Here is a 21,263-nt window from a genome sequence, read left to right as displayed (position 1 = left end):
CGGACCGTGGCGGTTGTGTGAACGATGTCGCCGGAGGCCGCACAAGGGGGTTGGGGCGGTAGAGGCGCCCCGATAGTATGGGCCGCATGCCCAAGAAGAACTCCCTGACTGTGCGACGTGTGCTCACGTTGCTGCTCACCTACGTGCTGCTGGCCGTGAGCGGCGGCGTCGTGGCGAGTGTGTTCTTTGTGCCCGCCGTGATGGCGGCCAACCATGTGGCCCGTGTGGTGGTGCCCACCCTGAAGGTGGAGGGCATCGACTTCGACGTGACGAGCATGCCGCAGAAGTCCACGATGTACGCCTCCGACGGCTCCAAGATCGCCGACTTCTACGCCGACAACCGCGAGGTCGTGCCGATCAAGGACATCTCCGTGGCGATGCAGCACGCGGTGGTCGCGCGTGAGGACCGCCGCTTCTTCCAGCACCATGGCGTGGACGTGCAGGGCGTGATGCGCGCGTTCATGTCGAATATGTCCGGCGGCGACACCCAGGGCGGCTCCACCCTCACCCAGCAGTATGTGAAGAACGTGCTGGCCATGCAGGCGCGCGAGGACGACGACCCGATCGCCGAGTACCACGCCACCGAGCAGACGGTGGCCCGCAAGGTACGCGAGATGCTCATCGCCGTGCAGATGGAGAAGAAGTACTCCAAGATGGAGATCCTGCAGGGCTACCTCAACATCGCGCAGTTCGGCACCAACAATCTCTACGGTGTGGAGGCCGCGGCCCACCGCTACTTCAACGTCTCCGCCAAGGACCTGACCGTGGTGCAAGCCGCCACCATCGCGGCCATCACCAAGAACCCAGCGCATTACGACCCCTCGCAGGAAGCGAACCTCAAGGAGTCGGAGAAGCAGCGCAACATCACGCTGCAGCTCATGCTTGGCCAGGGCTACATCACCGAGAAGGAATACCAGACCGCGCACGACACCCCGCTCAAGGACACGCTGAACGTGCAGCCCATCGCCAACGGCTGCCAGACCGCCGGCGACGCGGCGTTCTTCTGCGAATACACCACCCGCCAGATCCTCAACTCGGAGGAGTTCGGCAAAACCCAGGAGGACCGCGAGAAGCTCCTCAAGGAGGGCGGCCTCGACATCCACACCACGATGGACGTCAAGGCGAACGCAGCGGCCATGCAGGCGGCGCGCGACACGATCCCCCCGGAGGACCCCTCCGGCTTCGAGGTGTCCATCGCCGCGGTCAAGCCGGGCACCGGCGAGGTGCTGGGCTTCGGCCTCAACCGCACGTACGACGCCACCGACCGCGCCAAGACGGATTCCACGCGCACCGCCATCAACTACGCGGTGGACCAGAAGGACGGCGGCGGCATGGGCTACAACGTGGGCTCCACATGGAAGCCGATCAACCTGGTGGCGTGGATGCTGCAGGGCAAGTCAATCAACCAGGGCCTGGCCACGAGCACGGTGTACCGCAACAGCAGCTTCAACTGCAACGGTCACGTGTTCTACGGCAGCTGGTCGGTGCAGAACTCCGGCGGCGGCACCGTGGCGGTGGAAAGCCCGCTGCAGGGCCTGGTGCTCTCGCACAACACCACGCAGGCGGCCATGGCCTCGCAGATCGGCCTGTGCGCGATCGCGGACACCGCCAAGACGATGGGCTACCACAACTCGCCGATCGGCCACGAGGACATCTACGACACGAACTCCTTCCAGCCGCCGATGGTCATCGGCACCGTGCAGGCCTCCCCGCTGACGATGGCCAGCGTGTACGCCACGATCGCCGCCAACGGCGTGGCCTGCACCCCGATCGCCATCACCAAGATGACCGATGCCCGCGGCAAGGAGTACCAGGTGCCGTCCGCGAATTGCCACCAGGCGATTCCGCCGGAGGTGGCGCAGACCGCCGCGTACGCGCTCAACCAGGCCGTGGTCTCTCCCAACGGCGGCGCGCAGGACGCTCAGCTGGACAACAACCGCAAGACCTTCGCCAAGACCGGCACCAACGAGCAGACGTACATGCTCACCGGCGGCTTTACCAACGGCGTCGCAGCATATGTGGCGGTGGGCAACGCGGAGCAGCCGGTGGAGTTCCGCTACAAGACCATCAACGGCCAGTACGCGCGCACCTGGTACGGCTATATGATCGCCACCCCGGCGTGGAAGGAGTTCATGAACACCTACGTCGCGGCGGCCGGCCTGCCCGACGACCCGAACTACGGCAACCCCGCGCAGCAGTACATGCAGGGCGGCACAGCCAGCGGCACCTACGGCGGCACGTCCACCCGGCGTGGCTGGCAGAACGGCGGCACCGGCACCACCACGCAGGGTGGCGGCACCCAGGGCGGCGGCACGCTGCAGCAACAGCAGTGATCGCGCGGGCGGCGGATTCGCCGCCCGCAACCTTCGCATGGTAAGAAGGAACCGTCGAAAGGACGGACGATGACATCATCCAAGGCGAAGAAGCAGTCCACCACCAAGACCAAGGGGAAGGCCGCCTCCCAGGCCGCCGACCATACGCCGGCGCTGTTCAAGCCCCTCACCCTGCGCGGCCTGACCACCCGCAACCGCATCTGGCTGCCGCCGATGTGCACCTATTCGGCCGGCTCCGACGGCCGGCCCACGCCGTTCCACTACCAGCATTACGTCTCGCGCGCCGTCGGCGGCTACGGCATGGTCATCGCCGAGGCGACCGCCGTCTGCCCGGAGGGGCGCATCTCGCCGCGTGACGTGGGCCTGTGGGACGACTCGATGATCGACTCCTGGCGTTGGATTGTGGACGGCATCAGGGCCACCGGATGCGCCGCCGCCGTCCAGCTCGGCCACGCCGGGCGCAAGGCCTCCACCGGCTGCATCGGCCTGGGGTACGAGGGCGCCACCATGCCGCCCGAGGCCGGCGGCTGGCACACCGTGGCCCCCAGCCCGATCGCCTTCGGCGACCTGGCCACGCCGCGCGAGCTGACCGTCGACGAGATCCATGGCATCGTCTGGGCCTTCGGCCAGGCCGCCCGCCGCGCCGTCGCCGCCGGCTTCCAGGCCGTCCAGATCCACGCCGCCCACGGCTACCTGCTCTCCGAATTCCTCGACCCGCTCACCAACGAGCGCGCCGACGAATACGGCGGCGACCTGGACGGCCGCTCCCGCATCCTCTTCGAGGTGGTGGACGCCGTGCGCGCGAACATCCCGGAGGAGATGCCGCTTATGGTGCGCGTCTCCGCCACCGACTGGGCCGCCGGCGGCTGGGACCTCGACCAGACCATCGCACTCGCCCGTGGGCTCAAGGCCGCCGGCGTCGACCTGGTGGACGTGTCCACCGGCGGCATCCTGCCGAATGTGACGATCCCCGTCCAGCCGGGCTACCAGGTGCCGTTCTCCATGCAGGTGCGTTCCAAGGCGGATGTGCCGGTGACGGCGGTGGGGCTCATTACCAAGCCGAAACAGGCGGAGAAGATTCTGGTGCACGGCCGCGCCGACGCCGTGGAGATTGGCCGCGCCGGCCTACGCGACCCGTACTGGCCGCTGCGCGCCGCCCACAAGCTTGGGGTTCCCGCGGACCAGGCGCCGTACCAGCCGCAGTATCTGCGCGGCGCCTACTGAGCGGTGCCTACTGAGCGGTGCCCGCTGGGCGTCGGGACCGGCCGGCGGGGCGGGGTGCGCTGTTCCCGACACACTCAAGGCCGTTCGGCCAAGCCTACGGTCGGGAACAGCGCACCCCGCCCCCCCGTCCATCACCTGACTGCAGTCGGTTCAGTCGGTGCAGTCGGTTCGGTCGGTCACAGGTCGACGCCCACGGCGTCGGCGACATGCGCGAAGCCGTCGCGCTTGAGCAGCCGCGCCAGACCGCGCTTGAGCACGGTGATCTGCTGCGGGCCGCGGTACATGAGCGCGCTGATGAACATGACCAGGTCGGCGCCGGCGCGGATCCGCTCGTAGGCCTGGCGCGGGGTGAACACGCCGCCGACGCCGGCGATCGCGAAGCGGTCGCCGAACTCGCGGCGGGTGCGCGCCACCAGCGCGGTGGAGGCGGCCGTGCACGGGCCGCCGGACAGGCCGCCCTCCCAGCCGTCGGGGATCTGCAGTCCGGTGCGGTCCTTGTTCAGGTTCGCGATGGTCAGGCCCTGCACATTGTGCTCGGCGAGCACGGCCACCAGGTCGCGGAACTCCTCCCACGGCTTGTTGAGCGGCATCTTGACCAGCGTCGGCTGCGGGCGGTCGATGCGGTCGAGTGCGTCGAACAGGCGGTCGAGGTTCTCGGGGGAGGCGGTGAACGGCTCGCCGGCGGTGGTGTTCGGGCAGGAGACGTTCACCTCCACCATCGCGGTGCGGCCGGCGGCGCGGCGCATCGAGACGCAGTAGTCCTCGATGCCCTCGTCCAGATCGCCCACCTGGTCGTCGTTCGTGCGGGCGATCGAGACGGAGACCTGCATGCCGTCGGCGTGCGTCCAGGCCTGCTCGGCGCGGTCGATCACCTGGTCCGAGCCGATGTTCGCCAGGCCCACATGCACCATCATCGAATCGTATTCGGGCAGGCGGTGGAACCACGGCTTGGCGTTGCCGGCGCACGGGCGGGAGGTGGTGGAGCCCACGGTCTCGAAGCCGAAGCCGGCGTGGTCGAGCACGGCGGCCATCTCGCAGTTCTTGTCCAGACCCGCGGAGAGGCCGAAGGGATTGGCGAAGTCCACGCCCATCACCGTCGTCTCGAGCACCGGGTCGGTGTAGTCGAGCATCGCGCGCTCGAGCCACAGCAGCGGCGGCAGCTGGCCGGCCATGCGGCAGAAGGCGAGCATATCGTCGTGCGCCTGGTCCGGCGGGCGGCTGAACACGAGGTCCGGCTTGACCACATGCTTGTAGCCGAAGGTGAAGAGGTCGGTCGTGGCTTTGTTGACCGCGTCATGCCAGAAGCTCTCGGAAACATAACCCATGGGGCCATTGTGGCACGCCCGCACGCCATCGGGGCGGAGGATTTGCGGTTGTGTGCGGAAAGTCCGCCGACCTCCACAGGAAACGCTCATGTCGGTTTGGGAAATGAGAGTTTGTGTGCGATAATGTGCGTTATGATTTCGTCACAACGTCAGCACCTGATTTTGAGCCGGCTACGCACGCGAGGTGCCGTGCGGATCACCGCGCTCTCCAAGGAGTTGGGCGTGTCGGCGATGACCATCCGCCGTGACATCGCCGAGCTGGCCGACAAGGGCCTGCTCAAGCGCGTGCACGGCGGTGCCGTGACCACCAGCACGCTGCTGAGCGAACCGCTGTTCTCGGTCAAATCCCAGATGGACATCGGTCTCAAGGATGCGATCGCGCAGGAAGCCGTCAAATACGTGGCCCCCGGCGATGTCATCGCCATCGGCGGCGGCACCACGGCCTACGTGTTCGCTCAGCATCTGCTGGAAAGCCAGCAGGCCAGCGGCATCACGATCCTCACCAACTCGATCCCGGTGGCGGAACTCGTCCAGGCGCTCGAGTCGAAGGATGTGGAGGTCATCGTCACCGGTGGCGTCACCACCAGGTCCAACTCCCTCGTCGGCCCCATCGCCGACAAGGTCGTCGCCTCCCTGCGTGTCAACACCGTGTTCCTGGGCACCCATTCGGTGTCCATCCCGCGCGGCTTCCTGATGCCCAACTCGCTGGAGGCGGCCACGGACATGGCGATGATGGACATCGCCGACAAGACGATCATCCTCACGGACCACACGAAGTGGAGCTGCACGTCGCTGTCGCTGTTCGCACGCTTCGACCAAGTGGATGTGGTCATCACCGACGACGGCCTCGACCCCGATTCCGCCGCCAAAACCAAGGATTTGGTCAAGGAGCTGGTGCTCGCGCACCAGACCGAACCGACACAAGAAAGTGAGATGCAACAGGCATGAGCGAATTCACCGCTTACGAACCCGGTGCGTATGCGAAGGAGCACATCCGCATCACCCCGACCACGCTGGCCGACGGCCGTGACTTCTTCTACCTCGACGACGACCCGGAGTACGTCTCCGGTGCCAAGACCCGCGAGCTCAAGGACCCGCGCGACCTGCCGTACCGCTTCGCCAACCAGATCAACGCCGCCGGTCAGGAGGTGCCGTACGCGGCCCCGGAGATGCGCCGCGACCCGCTGACCGGCGACTGGATCCCGATGGCCACCGCGCGCATGAACCGCCCGATCACCGCCGGCCCCGGCGCCACCGCCAAGGGCAACCCGCTGGCCGCGCGCAAGCCCGGCGACCCGTACCAGGACGGCGAGGTGCCGGATACCGACTACAACGTGGTGGTCTTCGAGAACCGCTTCCCCTCGATGGTCAAGGTGCCCGGCCGCTCCACCGCCGTCGAATACGTGGACGGCAACCCGCTGTGGGAGAAGAAGATGGCCGCCGGCCGCTGCGAGGTCATCTGCTTCGATCCGGACGAGAACGGCCTGCCCGCCGACCTGCCGGTCACCCGTCTGCGCACGGTGGTGGAGGCCTGGGCCTTCCGCACCGCCGAGATCTCCACGATGGAGGGCATCGAACAGATCTTCCCGTTCGAGAACCACGGCCAGGAGATCGGCGTCTCGCTCGCCCACCCGCACGGCCAGGTGTACTGCTACCCGTTCATCGCCCCGAAGCTGGAGGCCGAGCTCAAGCACACCGAGGCCTATCACGAGCGCACCGGCGGCAACCTGCTCAAGGACCTCATGAACGCCGAGCTCGAGGCCAAGGAGCGTGTGGTCATGCGCAACCACTCCTGGGTCGCCTACGTGCCGGCCGCTGCCCGCTGGCCCCTCGAGGTGCACGTGCAGCCGGTGCGCGACGTGCTCACGCTCGACCAGCTGGACGACCAGGAGCGCTGGGACCTTGCCTCGATGTACTCGCACCTGCTCAAGCGCGGCAACGCGTTCTTCGACAAGGGCGACGGCAAGGGCATGGACCTGCCGTACATCGCCGCCTGGCACCAGGCGCCGATCCACGACGCGCGCCGCGAGAACTATCGCCTCAACCTGCAGTTCTTCTCCTTCCGCCGCGCCGCCAACAAGATCAAGTACCTGGCCGGCTCCGAATCCGGCATGGCCGCTTGGATCTCCGACACCACCCCCGAGCTCATCGCCAAGCGCTTCCATGAGCTCGGCCCGATCGACATTGCCGACTGAGCGAGCTGGAAAGGCAAGTGAAACGATTATGACCGCTGTGGAATTCATCGAACCGCTGACCCGCGAGCAGGGTGTGGCCCGGGCCACCGAGCTGTTCGCCGCCTCCTTCGGCGAGCAGCCCGAGGGCGTGTGGGGCGCGCCGGGCCGTGTGAACCTCATCGGCGAGCACACCGACTACAACGCCGGCCTGTGCCTGCCGATCGCGCTGCCGCACCGCACCTTCATCGCCCTGAAGCCGCGCGAGGACACCCTGGTGCGCGTCGTCTCCGACGTGAACCCCGATGCGGTGGCCTCCGCCGACCTCGACGGCCTCGCCGCCGGCGGCGTGGACGGCTGGGCCGCCTACCCGGTGGGCGTGGCCTGGGCGCTGCGCCAGGCCGGCTTCGACCAGGTCAAGGGCTTCGACGCCGCCTTCGCCTCCTGCGTGCCGCTGGGCAGCGGCCTGAGCTCCTCCGCCGCGATGACCTGCTCGACCGCGCTGGCGCTCGACGAGGTGTACGGCCTGGGCTACGGCTCCTCCGACGCCGGCCGCGTGACGCTGATCAACGCCGCCATCAAGTCCGAGAACGAGATGGCCGGCGCCTCCACCGGCGGCCTCGACCAGAACGCCTCGATGCGCTGCACCGCCGGCCACGCGCTGCTGCTCGACTGCCGCCCGGAGCTCACCCCGCTGGAGAACGTCTCCCAGCAGGACTTCGACCTAGACAAGTACGGCCTCGAGCTGCTCGTGGTGGACACCCAGGCTCCGCACCAGCTCAACGACGGCCAGTACGCCGAGCGCCGCGCCACCTGCGAGGAGGCCGCCCGCATCCTCGGCGTGGCCAACCTGCGCGTGACCGCCGACGGCATCACCAAGGCCGACGATCCGTTCCAGGCCCTCAAGGAGACGCTGGACGCGCTGCCCGAGGAGCGGATGAAGAAGCGCGTGCGCCACGTGGTCACCGAGATCGAGCGCGTGCGCTCCTTCGTGCACGCCTTCGCCCAGGGCGACATCGAACAGGCCGGCCGCTTGTTCAACGCCTCGCACGACTCGCTGGCCGCCGACTACGAGGTCACCGTGCCCGAGCTCGACGTGGCTGTGGACGTGGCGCGCCACAACGGCGCGTACGGCGCTCGCATGACCGGCGGCGGCTTCGGTGGCTCGATCATCGCGCTGCTCGACAAGGGCCGTTCTCAGGAGGTCGCCCAGCTGATCGCCGACGAGTTCGAGCGCCGCGGCTTCCACGCGCCGCGCGCGATGGCCGCCGTCGCCTCGGCCTCCGCGTCCAGGGAGGCATAGCGCCGCGCGCGATGGCCGCCGTCGCCTCGGCCTCCGCGTCCAGGGAGGCATAGCGCCGCGCGCGACACGCCGTCGCCGCTTACGAAGCGTTCCGCTTCGTGCTAGGTTGACCCACTGATTTGAAAACCGCATGGCCTCTGGTCGTTTGATCCGACCAGAGGGCGTGCGGTTTTTCGTTGCCCGCGACCAGTTCGCACCTTATTTTCGCCGATGACGGACGCCGCCCCGCCGACCAGGGGCGGGCACCGCCGTGCGCGGGCTACGGAAGGCCCCGGACGGCAACCCGCCGCGGGGAGACCCAGTGGAAAGGACACCAGCGGCGTGAACCAGAACACCGCACCTGACATGACCCCCGAGGCGCTGACCAAGGGGCTGACAACTGCTGGTTGATTGATTTGCTTTCGTCTGCTTTCATGTGTTATAATATATCGCATGCTGGTTCGTGAATGGGCTGCCCGTGAGGGGCTTAATCCGCAGACGGTATGGAAATGGTGCCGTACCGGCAAGATGCCCGTGCCCGTGGAGCATACGCCGTCGGGCATGTGGCTCGTTCACGACCCCAAGTACGAAACCCAACTGTCCGAAAACATTCAAGGCCGGACCGTCTGCTACGCCCGCGTCTCGTCATCCGACCAGAAGGATGATTTGCAGCGTCAGGCCGACCGGCTGAAGGCGTTCGCCATCGGCATGGGCGTCGAAGACCCGGAGGTGGTCATGGAGACCGGCTCCGGGATGAACGACCGGCGGCGCAAACTGAACCGGCTGCTGTCCGACCCTACCGTGACCCGTATCATCGTGGAGCATCGAGACCGTCTCGCCCGAATGAACGCCGGACTGGTGGAGAGCGCGTTGAAGGCGCAAGGACGGCAGGTCATCATCGTGGACGACACCGAACTGGATGATGATTTGGTACGCGACATGACCGAAGTCCTCACCTCGTTCTGCGCCCGCCTGTACGGTCGTCGCGCGGCCAAGCACAAGGCGGAGGCGGCTTTGAAGGCGGCGCATGATGCGTAAGGGAATCAAGGTCAGGCTCGACCCGACGCCACGACAGGAGCGATTGCTCGCATCCAACGCGGGTGCGGCACGCTACGTGTTCAACCTCGGTCTGATGCACATCAAAAGCCAGTTGAACGGCAACACGTCCTGCGACGGGCAGGGCAAAGCGGATTGGAGCATGCCCGCGTTGCGCCGCTGGTGGAACGCGTGGAAGCAGGAACTCGCCCCGTGGTGGCGTGAGAACAGCAAGGAGGCGTACACCAGCGGCCTGCAATCATTGTCGGACGCGTTCTCCAACTACTTCGCGTCCCGTGACGGTGAACGCAAGGGCGAACGCATGGGCTGGCCGAAATGGCGCAGCAAACACAAGACCACGCCGAAGTTCACGTACACGACCGGCTCGTTCGGCGTCGCCGACCCGCACGGGCTGAAGCTGCCGCGCATCGGCCGCGTGCATTGCATGGAGAACGTCGAACAGTTGACCGGAGGTATCCAACCGTCACACATGACCATCAGCAAGCACGGCGGACACTGGTATGCAAGCCTGTGCGTCGAAGTGCCCGACCCGCAGCCGCCGACCACGTTGGAAGGGCATGTGGGCGTCGATATTGGCGTCAAACGCATAGCCACACTCAGCGACGGCACGACGGTCGAAAACCCGCACACGTTGAAGACGAGCATGCGCAGGCAGCGCCGCACGCAACGCAAGCTGAACCGCCGCAGGAAGGGGTCGAAACGCTACCTAAAGGCGAAAAAGGAGCTGCAACGCGTAGAAGGACATGTCGCCAACCAGCGGCGTGACCGGATGGACAAGCTCACCACCATGCTCGCCACGACCTACGCGGACATCAGCATCGAGGATTTGAGCGTCAAAGGCATGACGAAACGCCCGAAAGCGAAACCCGACCCGAACAACCCCGACAAATACCTGCCGAACGGACGCAAAGCCAAAGCCGGGCTGAACCGGGAGATTCTGGACGTGGGCTTCGGCATGTTCCGTCGGATGCTCGAATACAAGTGCGCCCTATCCGGCGCACGACTCCACATCGTCGACCGCTGGTACCCAAGCAGCAAGACCTGTTCCAACTGCGGGACGGTGAAAGCCAAACTGTCCCTCAAAGAGAGGGTCTACCGTTGCGACCATTGCGGACTGGTCATCGACCGCGACCTTAACGCGGCCAGCAATATAGATGTCGCCGGGAGTGCCCCGAGAGACGTTAAACGCGCGTGGAGGGCGCATAAGACCAAGGAATCTTGGCTGACGCCCGAAACCCTCGCAGCCAGCGGGGAAGGAAACGCGAACCAAGCAGCAGTCCCCGCAGACTGCCTAAGACTTGGAGCGGACGCCGGTAACGGCGTCCTGTCAACTAGAACAAACTAGCTGACAACGGCGCAACCCGCATATCGTGATGCTCGGCCCGTACATCGGCGCCTTCCTCGGCATGCTCTCCGAGACCTCGATGAACATCGCCCTGCCCGACCTCGTCGACGCGTTCGGCGTGTCGATGGGCGGCGTGCAGTGGATGGTCGTCGGCTACATGCTTGCCATCGGCATCGTGCTGCCGTGCGTCGGCTTCCTGCTCAAGTGGTTCAAGGCCCGCTCCCTGGCGCTGTTCGCGCTCGCCTGCTTCCTCGTGGGCGCGGTGCTCTCCGCCGCCGCCGTCAACTTCCCGATGCTGCTGACGGGCCGCATCATCCAGGGCGTGTGCACCGGCATCATGCTGCCGCTCATGTACGCGGCCATCATGCGTGTCTTCCCGATCGAGCGGATCGGCGCCGCCAACGGCGTGGCCGGCCTGGTCATCATGTTCGCGCCGGTCATCGGCCCCACTCTCTCCGGCGTGCTCATCGGCGCCCTGAGCTGGCGTGCCGTCTTCTGGATGTTCGCGATCGTGTCCGTCGTGGCGCTCATCGTCACCGCCGCCACCTTCGTCAACCCGATCGAAACCACCCGTCCGCATATCGACGCGCTGTCCGTGGTCGCCTCCGCGATCGGCTTCGGCGGCCTGGTGGCCGGCGTCTCGCTGGTCGCCGACCAGGGCTTCTCCCCGCTGGTCATCGCGCTGCTGGTGGTGGGCGTGCTCGTCATCGCGTTCTACGCCTGGCGCCAGCTGCACATCGCCACCCCGATCCTCGACCTGCGCGCCCTGGGCGTGGCCGCGTTCCGCACCCCGGCCCTCATGGTCACCCTCTCCTTCTGCTGCACGCTCGCGTTCATGTACCTGGTGCCGCAGGAACTCCAGCGCGGCCTCGGCCTCGACTCCACCACCGCCGGCCTGCTCATGCTGCCGCCGGCATCGTCAACGCCGTGTGCAGCCTGCTCGCCGGCCGGATGTTCGACAAGCACGGCGCCAAGGTGCTCGTCTGGTTCGGCGCGGTCGTCGTGCTCGTGCTCGCGCTCTCCTTCCTGCTCAAGTCCCACCGTCAGGTGCGTATGGAGCAGGTCGGCGACTGACGTCGCCTGCGCCGTCTGCACGCCGACTGCACGACGGTGGAATTGTGAAGGCCGCCGCGGGGTCCGTCCCGCGGCGGCCTTCGCCGTTTTTCGGCGTCGGGGGCGATAATGGAGGGCAGATGGATATCCGGGACCGGACATCCGGGACGAGGGGAGGAACGATGCGCTGCTCACAGTGCGGTCAGGAGAATGCCGACGGCGCCAGGTTCTGCGCCTTCTGTGGCGCGCCGATGAACGGGATGGGCGGCGCGGCGATGTCTGGGATGGGCGGCGCGGCGATGCCCGGGATGGGCGGCGCGGCGATGCCTGGCGAGAACAATAGCCTCGCCTCCTTGGTGCGTGACACCGAGCGCAAGGAACGCCATGTGCCGTCTGCCCGACCCGCTGGTTCCGACGGTTCTGCTGGTTCCGCTGGCTCCGACGGTTCTGCTGGTTCTGTTGGTTCTGCTGGTTCCGTTGGTTCTGCTGGTTCTGTTGGTTCCGCTGGTTCCGCCGCCGCGACGACGCCCGACCAGCCCACCACTGCCACGGTTTCGATGCCTCCTGCCTTCGCGCCCGTCGAAGCCGCCCGGGAGGCGGCTCAGGACCAGTCGGCCAGCACCGACGATTGGGAGGGACGTCTCTTCGAGGAGTTCGGGGCGCGCCAGCCCGTCGCCTCCGCGCCGGTCGCCGCTCCGGCAGCCGTTCCGCGCCAGGTGGCCGCGAAGGCTGGGGCTGCTCAGGCTAGGACTGTGCCGGCTGGGACTGTGCCAGCTGGTGCCGTGCCGGTTGCGTCGGCTGGAACTGGGGCGGCTGGGAGCGCTCAGGCTAGGACTGTGCCGGCTGGGGCAGTGCCAGTTACGTCGGCTGGGGCTGCGCAAGCTGGGTCGGCAGGTGTTGCGTCGGCTGGGGCTGTGTCGGCTGGGACAATGCCAGCCGGTGCGGCGCCGGTTGGGGCTGCGCAGGCCGCGTCCCAAGTGCTGGGCCGGATATCGGGGCAGTCTGCGGAGCAGACGCCCGGCAACGTTCCCAGTGTCCCTGCTGCGTCTGGCGTTTCCGGTGTCTCTGGTGCGTCCGGTGTCCCCGGCGTGCTGGGCGCGTCCGGTGTGTCCGGCGCCCTTGGTGCGTCGGTTCCCGGTATGCCTGGTGTGCCCGGCGCTCCGGATGCGGCGAAGAAACGTCGTAATCGCATCATCGTCATCGTCATCGCGGCGATTGCGGCGGTGGCGCTCGCCGTCACCGGCGTCGTCGTGGCGGTCAACCAAACCCAGGCGCGCAAGGAAGCCGAGGCGGCCTTCGCCCAGGCCGACGCCCGGGCGAAGGCCGAGGCGGAGCGGCGCGAACGGGCCGAGCGGAAGGCCGAGCGGCAGGAGAAAAAGGACCAGCAGGAGGAGGAACGGAACCGGCAGCTCGACACGGCCACGCTTGACCGCATCGTGGACTCCTATTCGAGCACGGACGCGGGCGTGGCGGTGATGACCGGCGGCAATAGCCCGGCCTACTCGTCGCCGGGCGGAAGCAGCCAGTTCATCGCGGCTGGTCTCTACCTGCCCCTCTACCTCGCCAGTCCGAAGACGCCCACGCCCAGCGATTCTGCCGGCGAGATGATGCGTTCGATGAACAACGAGGCCGCCAACGGCCTGATCGACGCCGAAGGCGGACTCGGTGGCCTCAACCAGTGGCTGGCCGACCACCGGTACTCCGGCACGTATTTTGGCCGCAAGTTCGGCGACGTCACCGCCTCCGACGAAGGCCAGGAGAACTACTCGACGCCTGATGATGCGGCCCGCATGCTCATGGCCGTGGCCAAGGACGGCGGCGACCAGCTCATGAACGTGGACCTCGCCGCCGAGGGCGTGGCCATTCCGCAGGACGTGACCGTCCACGCGCACCGCGGCTCCGGCATCCAGGACGCCTACAACTACTTCATCGTGATGTCGGACGGCGACCAGAAGGTGGCCGTCGCGGTGATGACGCGCGGCCTTGGCCAGGCCAACGCCGCCCAACTTACCTCCGACGTGCTCGCCAACGTCGCCCAATCCCTGTTCTGGGAGGAGTGACGGGCGCCCCGCGTCACCGGCGCGCCGTCCGGCGTCACTGGCTGCCGGCTGTGGCCGCGGTCTGTGTGGCCGTGGCCGTCGTCGTCGCAATCCTCGTCGGCATCCTCGGCCGGGGCATTGGCGACGGTCGGCCGGAAGCGGACCGGTCGGGCGTTGCGGCGGCGCGGACCGGGCAGGCGACCGGGGCCGGCGGACCGCTCGTCCGCGGCGCCGTGCCCGCAGCGGACGAGCGGAGTGCGGCGCAGCGACGGCTCGACGCGCTGGGCGGGCGGCTCGGCCTCGACACGTACCAGGGCACCTGGCAGGTGTACATCGAGGACCTCGTCACCGGGGCCAGCCTGGCGGTCGGCGACCATGCCGCCTACGCGGCGTCGGTCATCAAACTGTATGTGATGCTCGCGGTGTTCCAGCGCATCGCCGACGGCGCGCTCGCCGACACACCGCAGGTCGAGCGGCTGCTGGAGCAGATGGTCACCGTCAGCTCCAACGAGGCGACGAACACGCTGGTGCGCATGCTCGCCTCTGACGGCGAGCGCGGCTTCGACGTGGTCACCCGCGTCGCGCGCGAGCACGGCTTTGCCAGCGTCAATCTCAGCCAATGGCTCGGGGTGCTCGACGGCGACGTGCAGGCCAAGCGCACTAGCGCCTCCGACGCCGGCCGGTTTCTGGCCGCTGCCTACCGTGGCCAGCTCGTCTCGCGCGAGGCTTCGGAGCGGATGATCGGGCTGCTGCTCGGCCAGACGAGGCGCGCGAAGATTCCCGGCGGTGTGCCCGGCGGCGTGGCCGTCGCCAACAAAACCGGCGAGGCGGCCGGCGTTGACAACGACGCGGCCATCGTCTTCGGTTCGGGCTCCACCGACGTGTTCGACGGCACCGGGACTGCGGCCTTGGGCCGGCGCGGCGACTACGTGCTCATCGTGATGACCGAGGGGATCGCCGATGCCGAGGCGACCAGGGCCGCCATCCGGAGCCTCTCCGCCACCGTCTGGGCCACGATGGAGACATGAGCCGGCGGCGGGGAGCCGGTGGTGGGGCTGCTTTGCGCCGGAGCACAAGGTGCGACACGCCGGGGGATAGCTGCAAGGCGTTGGAATTCCAAGGGCTGTGCACTGCCCATGTAAATCGTTTGACGTTAAACGTATAACGCAATACACTATGACCTGTCACCACGTACGAGGCGAAGAGGCCGGAACACAGCTGGTCCGCTTGATGGCTCGCTCGAGACCGCTTCCCCCGGTGGCAGGAAATGTCCATTCCAAGGAAAGAAGAAGAACGATGGCACGAGGACGTGTACGCACCATCATTGCGGCCGCCGCAGCCGTGGCCACGCTGATCCCGCTCGCCGCCTGCAGCAGCCAGGAGGCCACCACCGACGAGAACGGCAAGCCGATCGTCAACATCATGGTCCGCCGCAACGTGACGGACCACCCCATGCGGGACACCCAGTACACCAAGGACCTGGAGGCCGCCTGCGACTGTACGATCAAGTGGCAGGAGGTCTCCGACAACGCCTGGGGCCAGCAGAAGAGCGCCAAGATGGCCGCCAGCGAGTTCCCGGACATCGGACTGAGCCTGTTCTCCATGCAGGACGCCGCCAAGTACGCCGATTACTTCGATGACTTCAAGCCCGCCCTGGACAAGATGCCCAACGTCAAGGAGTTCCTCGACGCGCAGCCCGGCGCCCTGAAGTACGTGCAGGAAGGCGACAAGATCGCCATGCTGCCCTCCGACCGCGGCAAGGGCTACGAGGTCTCCGGCACCCACATGTTCATCAACAAGACCTGGCTCGATAAGCTCGGCCTCCAGGTCCCGACCACCTGGGACGAGCTCGAGACCGTGCTCAAGGCCTTCAAGACCGAGGATCCGAACGGCAACGGCAAGGCCGACGAGATCCCGATGAACATCCGCAGCCTCGGCTTTGGCCTGTGGAGCCCGCTGACCCTCATGAACTCCGAGGGCGTGGTCACCGCCTTCATGGGCGGCGGCGCCTCCGAGCAGGGTTACTACGTGGACAACGGCACCGTGAAGAGCTACTACACCTCCGACACCCTCAAGGACGTCATCGCCTACCTGCACGAGCTGCTCGCCCAGGGCCTGATCCCCAAGGACGTGCTCACCCGCGACGCCTCCCAGTACAGCGCGCAGACCATCAGCGACGGCAAGACCGCGCTGACCGGCGTCTCCTTCGGCTGGTCGAACTACGCCGAGTTCGGCAACACCCTCGGCGAGGAGTACATCACCCTGCCGCCGCTGAAGAAGGACGCCTCCACCCCGGACAGCCAGGTCAAGTGGGACTACTCGCAGGACGCCGCCCGCTGGGCGTACTCCGGCTCCGGCCTGTCCGTCAACCCGAAGGCCGCCAACAAGGATGCGATCTACAAGGTCATCAACGCCATGTACAGCGAGAAGCTTTCCGTGGCCGGTTACTTCGGTTCCATCCCCGACATCGTCTCCGATGACGGCGACCACACCTACACCATCAATATGGAGAAGGCGTACGCCGAGTATCCGGACACCCGCGCCGTCGCCCTGCAGGACCGCTTCGGCGGCTGGATCCGCGATGATGTGACCATCGTCAACGACACCAACGCCGACCAGGTCACCGCCTCCGACCAGGCCGTGCGCGAGGCCCGCGACCGCGTCGATCCGATCAAGGACGTGATCCCGGTCTACGTGCGCCCCGACACGGAGGACACCAACACCCTGCAGAACAACAACACCGCCATCTCCAACTACGCGAACAACCAGCTCGCCAAGTGGGTGCAATCCGGCGGCGTCGAGAACGAGTGGGACGACTACGTGAAGAAGGTCAGCGAGCCGAGCCTGGGTCTTGAGGAGAACATCAAGATCTGGCAGAAGTGGTACGACGAGTACACCAAGTGACCTGACCGCCGCGGGGCGCCGCCACCGGCGCGGCGCCCCGCGGCCACGTCTCCGGCGCCGCAGACCGTGCGCCGGAGGTCGATTCCTTCCCTTCCTTTTCCTTTCCCTTTCCCGGGGTCCGCGCCCCGCCCGGAACCCGCACCGCGAGGATCCGGGCGGGGACGGCCCCATCCACCGTTCCCATCGTCGTGAAAGGCACTATCATGGCAATCTCCACCGCGCACGCCGCGCGTGGCCGCGCCGCCGCCATGGAGCCGCGCCGCAAGCGCGGCATCCTGGACCGGCTTGCCGATCATTTCCAGCGCTACTGGCAGCTGTGGCTGCTGTGCGCCCCCGCTTTGTTCTTCGTCGCGTTGTTCGCGTACGTGCCGATGTGGGGCATCCAGCTCGCCTTCCGTGAGTTCGAGCCTTCCAAGGGTCTGACCGGCGGCACATTCGTCGGCTTCCAGTACTTCCTCGACTTCTTCCACAACCCGTTGTTCGGTGAGATCATGGTCAACACGATCCGCATCTCGCTGTGGACGCTGGTCATGGGCTTCATCTGCCCGATCATCCTGGCCCTGCTCATCAACCAGATCGGCTCGAAGAAGGTCAAGGGCTTCGTGCAGACGGTCACCTACATGCCGCACTTCATCTCGGTCGTGGTCATCGTCTCCATGCTCAACATCTTCCTGACCCCGGGCTCCGGCATCATCGGCCGCTTCCTGGGCGACGAATCCCTGATGGGCAGCACCAGCGCCATCACCGCCGTCTACTGGATCTCCGAGGTCTGGCAGCACGTGGGATGGAACTCCATCATCTACCTGGCCGCGCTCGCCGGCGTGGACACCTCGCTGTACGAGGCGGCGAAGATCGACGGCGCCGGCCGACTGCAGCTCATCCGCTACGTGGACTTCCCCGCGATCCTGCCGACCTGCTCCATCCTGCTCATCATGAACATGGGCTCCGTGCTCAACGTGGGCTTCGACAAGATCTACCTCATGCAGAACGCGTTGAACATGCCGGCCACCGAGGTCATCTCCACCTACACGTACAAGATCGGTATTCTCAACGGCCAGTATTCGTACTCCACGGCCATCGGTCTGTTCAACACCGTCATCAACTTCCTGTTCCTCATCACCGCGAACGCCATCGCCAAGCGGGTCTCGGACTCGAGCATCTTCTAGGAGGAATCCATCATGTCCGCAACAACAGCCGGGGCGCTCGCCCCGAAGGTCGCCGGCTCCGGCAGCGGCGACATCCCGTGGAACAAGCATGTGCGCCAGAAGAAGACGCCCGGCGACTGGGTGGTGACCATCGTCATCGACGTCCTGCTGCTGCTCGTCGTGCTCGCCGTGCTCTACCCCCTGTGGTTCGTCGTGATCGCCTCGTTCTCCAATCCGAACGCGGTGGCGGCCGGCAATGTGACGCTCCTGCCCAAGGACGTGACCTTCGTCGGCTACGAGAAGGTGTTCTCCAACAACCGCATCTGGCAGGGCTACCTCAACACGATTATCTACTCGGTGGTCGGCACCGCCGTGAACATGGCCGTGACCATCCCGTGCGCCTTCGCGCTGTCCCGGCGCGAGTTCAAGCCGCGCCGCGTGATCATGTTCCTGTTCACCGTGACCATGTTCATCGCCGGCGGCCTGATCCCGAACTACCTGCTCTACAAGTCGCTCGGCATCAACAACACCATGTGGGTGTTCATCCTGCCCGGCGCGGTGAGCGTGTACAACGTGATCGTGGCCCGCTCGTTCTTCGAGACCTCCATCCCCGAGGAGCTGCATGACGCGGCCCAGATCGACGGCCTGAGCTACTTCGGCTACTTCTTCAAGATCGTGCTCCCGCTGAGCGCCGCGATCCTGGCGGTGATCGGCCTGTACTACTTCGTCGGCCACTGGAACGACTTCATGACGGGCCTTATCTACATCACCGACGACCGCAAGCAGCCGTTGCAGGTGGTGCTCCAGCAGCTGCTGCTGGTGGCGCAGGGCACCGGCACGAACGTCAACGCGGCCGCGCAGCAGCAGGCCGCCGACCAGATCAAGTTCGGCATCATCATCGTCTCCACGCTGCCGCTGCTGGTGCTGTACCCGTTCATGCAGAAGTACTTCAACAAGGGCGTGATGCTCGGCGCCGTCAAGGGCTGAGCATCAGGCGGCCACGGGCCTGGCCGGCCGCCCATCGCGGCCGGCCGACCCCACGGCCTGACACGGCTCCACCCACGGACTCGATCCACGGCCCACGGACCCGACCCACGGGCCCCACCCACGGACCGCACCGCGCATCGGAAAGGACGGAAGGTATGCTTGGTTCCTTCGCCATCGGCTACGAACGCTTCTGCAGGGGTATCCTCACGGTGTTCGTCGTCAACGTGGCCCTCATCGCTCACACACTGCTGGGATTGGTGGTCGGAGGGCTTTTCCCCTCCATCGCCGCGGCCTACGCCACCTACCGCTCGTGGCTGCTGTCGGCAGACCGCGGCTGGACGGTGCGCGAGACCTGGTGCGCGTTCCACGCCGCATGGCGCGCCGAGCTCAGGTCCGCGAACCTGTTCGGCTGGGCCACGGCGGCGGTGTGGGCGGCGCTCGGCTACGCCTACTGGCTGGTGCTGCACAATGACATGGGCCCGGCCGGCTACGCCTCGTCCGGCGTGCTGCTGGTCGCGCTCGTGTGCTGGGGCCTGTTCACCATGCTGTCCTGGGCGGTGCGCGCCAATTTCGCCGAATCGAACCGGTGGGCGGCGCGCATGGCCCTGCAGATGGTGGTGGCCCGGCCGGCGTGCAGCCTGATCCTCGTGGTGCTGTTCCTGGTCACGGTGTGCGCATGGGCCATGTGGCCCGGCATCCTCATGGTGTTCGGCGTCTCGGCGCCGATCCTGGTGGCCGAGTACGTGGCATCCGTCTTTGGCCGGCTGCCGGGGATGGTCCGCGCCGATGGCCGCCGCCTGTGAGGGCTCCGGGGCACTCATCGGGACTCCCACCGAGGCACCTATAATATGGACGCACGCCGGCCTGAGGAAGGAACGCCATGGTTTCGATGAAGGACATCGCCCGCCAAGCCGGCGTATCCGTATGCACCGTGTCACTGGTGTTCAACGGCAAAACCGGCAACCGCGTGAGCGAGCGCATGGTGCGACGGGTCCTCGCGACCGCCAAGGAACTCGGGTACGAACCGAACTCCGTGGCCCGCACCCTTCGGATGCGACGGTCCCATGTGCTGGGCTTCATCACCGACGAGATCGCCACCACGCCGTACGCCGGCGCGATCATGCTGGGCGCGCAGGACGCCGCCCGGCGCCTGGGCTACATCCTGCTGGTGGTGAGCACCGGCAACGACCGCGAGCTGGAGCGCGAGCAGATCGCCACGCTGCGCAGCCACCAGGTGGACGGCTACCTCTACGCGCTTATGTACCACCGGCGGGTTCCACTGCCGGCGGAACTGCGCGATGCCCCCACGGTCGTCGTCGACGGCGAGGACGAGGACGGACAGGCGCCCTCCCTCTACCCGGACGAACGGCTCATCGGGCGCGACGCCACGGCGCGGCTCATCGCGGCGGGATGCCGGCGCATCGTCTACTTCGGTTCGGAAACGCATATCCTCGCCCAAGACGAACGCCTCGAAGGCTACCGCCAGGCGCTCGACGAGGCCGATATCGGCTTCGACCCGGCGCTGGTGGTCAACGCCACCGAGAACGTGAACGCCGGCGAACGGGCGGGGCACATGCTCGACGAGCTCAAGCCGGACGGTGTGTTCTGCTTCAACGATGTGCGCGCCCCCGCGGTCTACGAGGCGGCCCAGGCGCGCGGCCTACGCGTCGGCAGTGACCTGGCCGTGATCGGCGTGGACAACCAGCCGTTCATCGCCTCCGTGCTGCGGCCGGCCCTGACCACCGTGGAGCTGCCGCACTACGACATGGGTTTCCTGGGCGTGCTGCGCGTGGTGTCCATGATCGACGGCCCCGACGCGGTGCAGGGCGTCCTGCCAGATCACGGGGCATTGGTCGAGGCCGGGGGCGAGGGTGCGGTTGGTGCTTCGGCGGTCTCGTCCGATGTCTCGGCTGCGGCTGGTGCGTTGGGCTCTGATGGTGCTCTGTCGGTCGGTCTGCGCTGCCGAATCGTAGACAAGGAGTCTGTGCCACCTGTGCTGCCATAACCGCGTGTCGGCCTGTGCATGGCGGGACGTTCCCAGCCAAGAGGCTGTGCATGGCGGGACGTTCCCAGCCAAGGCTGTGCATGCAATGGTCATGACACGCCGGCGCTCGGCCTCCCCATGGCCATTCCATGCACAGCTGTGCATGGCTGGACGTTGCTCGTGACCATCGGATGCACAGCTGTGCATCGGCTGACAGGGGCCTTGCATCCTTGCATGCACAGCTGTGCATTGGCGGATTGGGGTGGCGAGTCCTTCTGTACACAGCTGTGCATAGGGGGACGCCGTTCGCGGTCACTTGATGCACAGCTGTGCATTGACGCCACTCCCCGTCGCCCGTCCGTCGCCAGTCCGACGCCCTCCCATCCCCATCTCAGTCCCATCCCCATCCCTATCC

At 66.8% G+C, this 21,263-nt stretch carries 17 protein-coding genes and 1 pseudogene; 16 read left to right on the top strand and 2 right to left on the bottom strand.

The features are described from left to right. Nucleotides 1-77 precede the first annotated feature (77 nt). Both H7U32_RS04610 and H7U32_RS04605 read left to right on the top strand, forming a co-directional pair. Nucleotides 78-2,333, top strand: coding sequence for a transglycosylase domain-containing protein (locus H7U32_RS04610; RefSeq protein WP_204468496.1), 2,256 nt, complete (start codon nt 78-80; stop codon nt 2,331-2,333). Nucleotides 2,334-2,402: 69 nt separating this feature from the next. After that, nucleotides 2,403-3,557 carry an NADH:flavin oxidoreductase/NADH oxidase gene (locus H7U32_RS04605; protein ID WP_204468494.1) on the top strand — a complete coding sequence of 385 codons (1,155 nt, stop codon included), beginning with the start codon at nt 2,403-2,405 and terminating at the stop codon, nt 3,555-3,557. A gap of 176 nt (nt 3,558-3,733) precedes the next feature. Here the strand turns inward: H7U32_RS04605 and H7U32_RS04600 are convergent, their stop codons facing one another. Further along, nucleotides 3,734-4,882 (bottom strand): quinone-dependent dihydroorotate dehydrogenase, encoded by a 1,149-nt coding sequence (locus H7U32_RS04600; RefSeq protein ID WP_204468492.1) that lies wholly within the window; start codon nt 4,880-4,882, stop codon nt 3,734-3,736. A 132-nt stretch (nt 4,883-5,014) separates the two neighbouring features. Between H7U32_RS04600 and H7U32_RS04595 the strand changes: the two genes are divergently transcribed. The 7 genes and pseudogenes from H7U32_RS04595 to H7U32_RS11785 all read left to right on the top strand — a co-directional run. Continuing rightward, nucleotides 5,015-5,830, top strand: a complete 816-nt coding sequence (locus H7U32_RS04595; protein WP_204468490.1) for a DeoR/GlpR family DNA-binding transcription regulator — start codon at nt 5,015-5,017, stop codon at nt 5,828-5,830. Continuing rightward, nucleotides 5,827-7,077, top strand: coding sequence for a galactose-1-phosphate uridylyltransferase (galT, locus tag H7U32_RS04590; protein WP_204468489.1), 1,251 nt, complete (start codon nt 5,827-5,829; stop codon nt 7,075-7,077). Before H7U32_RS04595 ends, galT begins: the two co-directional genes overlap by 4 nt. A 28-nt stretch (nt 7,078-7,105) precedes the next feature. Further along, nucleotides 7,106-8,356 (top strand): galactokinase, encoded by a 1,251-nt coding sequence (galK, locus tag H7U32_RS04585; RefSeq protein ID WP_204468487.1) that lies wholly within the window; start codon nt 7,106-7,108, stop codon nt 8,354-8,356. Between the two features lie 432 nt (nt 8,357-8,788). Beyond that, nucleotides 8,789-9,373: an IS607 family transposase gene (locus H7U32_RS04580; RefSeq protein ID WP_204468485.1), complete on the top strand. Its 585-nt coding sequence runs from the start codon at nt 8,789-8,791 to the stop codon at nt 9,371-9,373. Further along, entirely contained in the window at nt 9,363-10,736 is a 1,374-nt protein-coding gene (tnpB, locus tag H7U32_RS04575) for an IS607 family element RNA-guided endonuclease TnpB (protein ID WP_204468483.1), read from the top strand. The genes H7U32_RS04580 and tnpB overlap by 11 nt, the downstream gene beginning before the upstream one ends. Before the next feature lie 28 nt (nt 10,737-10,764). Then, nucleotides 10,765-11,919, top strand: a complete 1,155-nt coding sequence (locus H7U32_RS04570) for an MFS transporter (protein ID WP_239457513.1) — start codon at nt 10,765-10,767, stop codon at nt 11,917-11,919. A gap of 10 nt (nt 11,920-11,929) precedes the next feature. Then, a pseudogene (locus H7U32_RS11785) lies at nt 11,930-12,013 on the top strand (hypothetical protein); the annotation flags it as partial. Here the strand turns inward: H7U32_RS11785 and H7U32_RS10740 are convergent. Then, the gene (locus tag H7U32_RS10740) at nt 11,992-12,156 is read right to left on the bottom strand and encodes a hypothetical protein (RefSeq protein ID WP_239457512.1); all 165 of its coding nucleotides are present in this window, start codon (nt 12,154-12,156) and stop codon (nt 11,992-11,994) included. The pseudogene H7U32_RS11785 and the gene H7U32_RS10740 overlap by 22 nt on opposite strands. Before the next feature lie 772 nt (nt 12,157-12,928). Between H7U32_RS10740 and H7U32_RS10940 the strand changes: the two genes are divergently transcribed. The 7 genes from H7U32_RS10940 to H7U32_RS04535 all read left to right on the top strand — a co-directional run bounded on the left by H7U32_RS10940 (nt 12,929) and on the right by H7U32_RS04535 (nt 20,869). Beyond that, nucleotides 12,929-13,849, top strand: a complete 921-nt coding sequence (locus H7U32_RS10940; protein ID WP_275051221.1) for a serine hydrolase — start codon at nt 12,929-12,931, stop codon at nt 13,847-13,849. A 50-nt stretch (nt 13,850-13,899) separates the two neighbouring features. Further along, on the top strand, nt 13,900-14,856 hold the full coding sequence (locus H7U32_RS11000; protein WP_204468479.1) for a serine hydrolase: 957 nt from the start codon (nt 13,900-13,902) through the stop codon (nt 14,854-14,856). Between the two features lie 268 nt (nt 14,857-15,124). Further along, nucleotides 15,125-16,732, top strand: coding sequence for an extracellular solute-binding protein (locus tag H7U32_RS04555; protein WP_204468478.1), 1,608 nt, complete (start codon nt 15,125-15,127; stop codon nt 16,730-16,732). Between the two features lie 248 nt (nt 16,733-16,980). Further along, the gene (locus tag H7U32_RS04550) at nt 16,981-17,898 is read left to right on the top strand and encodes an ABC transporter permease (protein ID WP_239457520.1); all 918 of its coding nucleotides are present in this window, start codon (nt 16,981-16,983) and stop codon (nt 17,896-17,898) included. A 12-nt stretch (nt 17,899-17,910) separates the two neighbouring features. After that, nucleotides 17,911-18,864 carry a carbohydrate ABC transporter permease gene (locus H7U32_RS04545; RefSeq protein ID WP_204468474.1) on the top strand — a complete coding sequence of 318 codons (954 nt, stop codon included), beginning with the start codon at nt 17,911-17,913 and terminating at the stop codon, nt 18,862-18,864. A gap of 155 nt (nt 18,865-19,019) precedes the next feature. Then, a complete protein-coding gene (locus tag H7U32_RS04540; protein ID WP_204468472.1) occupies nt 19,020-19,667 on the top strand; it encodes a YesL family protein in 648 nt (215 codons plus the stop codon). Nucleotides 19,668-19,744: 77 nt separating this feature from the next. After that, the gene (locus tag H7U32_RS04535; protein ID WP_204468470.1) at nt 19,745-20,869 is read left to right on the top strand and encodes a LacI family DNA-binding transcriptional regulator; all 1,125 of its coding nucleotides are present in this window, start codon (nt 19,745-19,747) and stop codon (nt 20,867-20,869) included. Nucleotides 20,870-21,263 lie beyond the last annotated feature (394 nt).

The sequence above is a fragment of the Bifidobacterium pullorum subsp. saeculare genome (assembly GCF_016899725.1).
In the GTDB taxonomy this organism is placed as follows: Bacteria; Actinomycetota; Actinomycetes; order Actinomycetales; family Bifidobacteriaceae; genus Bifidobacterium; species Bifidobacterium pullorum_C.
Note: the sequence above shows the minus strand (reverse complement) of the source record. Positions and strands in the feature narration are given on the sequence as shown.